The 1557-nt window shown below is 68.8% G+C and carries 2 protein-coding genes; both read right to left on the reverse strand.

The features are described from left to right. A partial coding sequence (locus tag AC1D15_RS31465) for a hypothetical protein (RefSeq protein WP_477829130.1) occupies positions 1-281 on the reverse strand: 281 nt, incomplete at its 3' end. A gap of 256 nt (positions 282-537) precedes the next feature. After that, a partial coding sequence (locus tag AC1D15_RS31470; RefSeq protein ID WP_477829131.1) for an FAD-binding oxidoreductase occupies positions 538-1557 on the reverse strand: 1020 nt, incomplete at its 5' end.

Raw genomic sequence — 1557 nt, forward strand, 5'->3', positions numbered from 1 at the left:
GTGCCGAAGCGCGGATCCACCGTCTGCGTCTCCTCCTGCTGCAACGCGTTCCTGCGGCCGCTCACCTGGGTGTCCGGCTGGATCTGCACGCTCGTGCCGCCGATCGTCACCGTCTGCGCGCCGTAGCTGACGCTGCTGCTGCGCGTGGCGAACACGGCGTCGCCGGTGGCGCCGCTGCAGTTGGACACCTGCGTGCCGGTGCGGTTGCCCCGCGCGTCGTAGCGGWACCGCGTCACCACGCACAGCTGCGGGTTGCCGGGCTCGAYCGTCTCGGTCTCCACGAGACCGTCRGGRCGGTAGGTGAAGCTCGTCGTGCGTGCGTAGTTGAACGGGTCGGCCGKMGGCTGGRCCGGCGACTGCGCAATGGCAGATGTCGCGCAGGCCAGCAGCCAGAGCTTGAAGATGAAACTCGAGACCGTCCGAGGCACGGCAACGCCGCGCCTCACCACGGCAACATGGTGCGATGAATGCAAGGGCTCCTCCCTGGGGGATCGATGGGCTCGGCGGACCTGCTGGTCCGCATGCACTGCCCGCTTGTCAGTCCTGCACCCCGATCACCTTGCCGGGATTCAGGATGTTCAGCGGATCCCACGCCCGCTTCAGCTGGCGCATCAGCTGCAAAGCGTTGGCGTCGAACTCTTCCGTCAGCAGCACCACCTTGTGCCCGCCGATGCCGTGCTCGGCGGTGCAGGTGCCTTCCATGCGCATCGCGCGGCTGATCATCCGCTGGTTCAGGCGCTCGGCCTCGGCCATCTCGAGCGGGTTGTCGGGGTCGGCAATGAGGATGCACAGCAGGTGCCCGTCGCCCACATGGCCGAACAGCGGGCACAGCAGCGATGAACGCCGCGTGTCCTCGATGGTCTCCTCGATGCACTGCGCCAGCCGCGACAAGGGCACGCAGGCATCGGTCGTGAAGGTGCGCCAGCCCGGCCGCAGCAGCTCGCAGGCGTTGAAGGCCGTGTGGCGGGCGCTCCACAGCCGCGAACGGTCTTCAGGCTGGTCGGCCCAGTCGTAGTCGTCACCGCCGTACTCGCGCGCGATGTCGCGCACGATCTCGGCCTGCTCGACCACGCCGGCCGCCGTGCCGTGGAATTCGAGGAACAGCGTCGGCCGCTCCTGGTACGACGTTTCGGTGTGCAGGTTGACGGCGCGCAGCGCCAGCGCATCCATGAACTCCGCACGCGCGAGCGGCACGCCGGTCTGGATGGTCTGGATCACCGTGTCGACCGCGTTGCGCGCATCGGCGAAGGTGCACACCGCGGTCGCGATCGCCTCGGGCCGCGGGTACAACCGCACCGTCACCTCGGTGATGATGCCCAGCGTGCCCTCGCTGCCGACGAAGATGCGCGTCAGGTCGTAGCCGGCCGACGACTTCTTGGCCCGGCGCGCGGTGCGGATGATCTTGCCCTCGGCCGTCACGACGGTGAGCGCCAGCACGTTCTCGCGCATCGTGCCGTAGCGCACCGCGCTGGTGCCGCCGGCACGCGTCGCCGCCATGCCGCCCAACGATGCCTTCGAGCCCGGATCGATCGGAAAGAACAGGCCGGTGTCCTTCAC

Source organism: Rhizobacter sp. P2_H2 (assembly GCF_056403375.1).